The sequence below is a fragment of the Micromonospora sp. M51 genome (assembly GCF_018070305.1).
GTDB classification, from domain to species: Bacteria; Actinomycetota; Actinomycetes; order Mycobacteriales; family Micromonosporaceae; genus Micromonospora; species Micromonospora parva.
Window position 1 is genome coordinate 1 of sequence record NZ_JAGPXZ010000713.1, and the last position, 3,104, is coordinate 3,104.

The 3,104-nt window shown below is 70.0% G+C and carries 2 protein-coding genes and 1 pseudogene; all 3 read left to right on the forward strand.

Features of this window, described 5'->3' with window-relative positions; all coding sequences use genetic code 11:
- Positions 1–936, forward strand: a 936-nt coding sequence (locus KBX53_RS27545; protein ID WP_210862440.1) for a LuxR C-terminal-related transcriptional regulator, incomplete at its 5' end; no start/stop codon positions are given.
- A 175-nt stretch (positions 937–1,111) separates the two neighbouring features.
- Complete coding sequence (locus KBX53_RS27550; protein ID WP_210862441.1) at positions 1,112–2,416, forward strand: ABC transporter substrate-binding protein; 1,305 nt, start codon at positions 1,112–1,114, stop codon at positions 2,414–2,416.
- A 222-nt stretch (positions 2,417–2,638) separates the two neighbouring features.
- Positions 2,639–3,104 (forward strand): annotated as a pseudogene (locus KBX53_RS36580) (hypothetical protein); the annotation flags it as partial.

Here is a 3,104-nt window from a genome sequence, read left to right on the forward strand (position 1 = left end):
TACGAAACCTGGCTGCGGAACCCGTCATGGACAGCGGCGCAGGTCGCCCGGCACCTCGGTGAGAAAGAGGACGCCGTACTCGCCAGCCGGGCGGTGCTGATCCGGGAGGGTCTGCTGGTCGACGATCCTCGGCGCCCCGGGCAGCTCGCGCCGGTCGTGCCCGACGTCGTGCTCGCCCAGCGGCTCGCCGACATCGAGGCCGCCGCGGCCCGTCAGCGTGCGAATGCCATGCGAGCGCGCGTACACCTCTCCGCGATGATGGCGGCGCAGCTGACCGGTGACGGCGGCGGCCCGGGGCAGCGCATCCGCAGCTGGCCGCTGCGCCAGGCCAAGCTTGACGAGCTGGTCCGCGGCGCCAGCCGTGAGATCGTCGCCCTGCAGAGTCACCGCCCCGCCGTGCACGGGCTCACCGGCGCCTCTGCGGACCTGGACCGGTGTGCGCTGCGCCGAGGCGTGGCGATCCGGGCGCTCTATCCCCACGACCGGCTGGTGCATCAGGACGACCTGGCGTACGTGGGCGAGTTGGTCAGCGAGGGCGGTCAGGTCCGGACGGCGGCCGATGTGGCTGCCACGGCGATCGTCGTCGACCGGGTCACCGCCGTGCTCACGACCGGCCACGAAGGCCGTCTCGAGACCGTCATCGTCATCGACCCCGCCGTCTCCGAAACGCTGGCGGCCCTCTTCGAGTCCTGCTGGGCACACTCCCAGCGGCTCGGCGGCCCGGACCATACGGCGTCGGCCGGTGGTGGGCTCAGCGACAGTGACCGCAGGCTGCTGCAACTGCTGGCGCTCGGCGTCACCGACGAGTCGGCGGCGCGCAGTATGGGGATCTCGGTGCGGACCGTCCGGCGCCATGTCTCCCTGCTGCTCGACAGGCTCGGCGCCGCCAGCCGATTCCAGGCCGGTGTCCAGGCGGCACAGCGGGGCTGGCTGTAGCGCCGGGTACCCGGGCAGGAACCGGTCATCGCGGGAATTGTCCGGCCGTGGCCACCACGGGGTCGGTTTGCCGCCCTCCGCGCCGGGCACGGTCCGGCAGAAATGACCATCGAAGGGCAGCGATGTGGTTGCTGTCGTGGTCCCCGCCCAGGCTGTCACAGGAGGTAGGACAACGATGTTGCGTCATCTCACCGGGGCCTACGCCCTGGCGGTGCTGCTGGTCGCGGCCGCCGGATGCAGCGAACAAGAGCCGGACGGCAGCGCGAAGACCGGCCCGCCGGAGACCGTCACCATCCTCGGTGCGACCTCCGATCACAAAAAGTACATGCAGAGACACTTTGACCAGTGGGCCAAGACGAGCGGCATCCACGTCACGTACGTGACCTCCAGCGACTTCGAGAACGAGGCCCCCGAACGCCTACGCTCGGCCGACCCGCCCGACCTGCTGCTGCTGCCCCAGCCCGCACTGCTGTCGCAGTTCGCCGAGAAGGGCGACGTCAAGGATCTGGAGAAGGTGGGCCTCTTCGACCGCGACGAACTCGGCCGCCGGATGCGCCCGGGACTCATCGACAACGGGGTGGTCGGCGGGACCCTCGCCGGCGTGCCGCTCTCGCTCAACCTCAAGGGCCTGGTCTGGTACCCGCCCCAGGCGTTCCGCAAGGCGGCGTACCAGGCGCCGGCCACCTGGGAGCAGATGCTGGCCCTCACTGCGCGCATCCGCGAAGAGCAGAAGGCGGCGCCCTGGTGCATCGGCATCGCCGACGGTGGGGCGACCGGGTGGATGACCACGGACTGGATCGAGGACCTGGTCCTGCGGACCGCCGGCCCGGAGGTCTACGACCGCTGGGTGGCCGGCGAGCTGCCGTTCACCGCGCCGGAGATCAAGCGGGCGTTCACGATGTTCGAGCAGGTCGCTCTCGCCGACGGCAACGCGCTCGGCGGACGCGGCCACATCGTGTCGACCACCTTTCCCGAGGCGCTCAAGCCGATGTTCCAGTCCCCGCCCGGATGCTGGCTGAACAAGCAGAGCAGCTTCATCGTGGGCTCTTTCCCGGAGGGCACGAAGGCCGGCAGCGACTACGACGTCTTCCCGTTCCCGGCCCCGGCCGGCTCCGACGCGGCCGACGGCAGCCGGGCGGTCATCGGCGGCGACATCCTGGCGCTGGTCCAGGACCGGCCGGCGGTGCGGGAGACCGCCCGGCTGATGACGACTGCCGACTGGTTCCGTCAGTCGCGGGCGCACGAGGGCGGCACCCTCTCGGCCTTCACCGACGTGAGCCCGGGCGATTACGCGCATCCGGTCGACGCGACCCATGCACAGATCCTGAACCGTGTGCGGACCTTCCGGTTCGACGGCTCGGACTCCATGCCGCCCGCGGTCGGCGCCGGATCCTTCTGGCGCGAGACCACCGCGTGGATCGCCGGCCGGCAGGATCTCGACACGACCCTGCGCGCCATCGACGCGAGCTGGCCACGCTGACCGGCCGGGCGGTGCCGCCAACGGCGCAGCTTGCGGTGACGACCCGGTCGACGCGGACCCTGTGGGTGCCGAAAACCTCATCCACGCTGGCCACAGTCATCTTGATCAGCGAGGCCAGGCGGCTGGTGCCGACACGGACCCTCTCGGCTGAATCGCGACGGTGCCCTACGTCGAGCACTGCGCGACGATGACGAGTGTGCTGTTTCGACTGGCCTACTCGGCGTGACCAACGCCCTCGCGCTGCTACGGCTGCTACCGACGAGCGACAGCAACAAGGACGCCGAGATCCTCGCTCTCCGGCACCAGATCATGGTCCTCAAGCGACAGCTGCACGGCGACAGCCCCGGTTCACCCCAGCCGATCCGTCGGCTCGCTACTCGAAGCGCCTCCCGAGCCGCCGGTGATCAGCGACATGTACCTGCCGCTTCCGTGTGTGGTGTTCCCGAGCAGGTCCGCGAGTACCAATACGCGGACCTGCTCCCCGATGACCTACGCCAACGGCTCGACGAGTGGGATGACGACGAAGACGAGAGCCGTCCCCACTATCGGAGCGACTTGTCGCTCGCGCCGGGATGGAAGGTCGGCGGATACGCGAACTGGTCACTGACCGATCCGTACCCGATGGACTGTGCCGCCTGCGGCACCACTCACCCGAGCAACCACACTCATCCAGCCTCACGGTGGACGC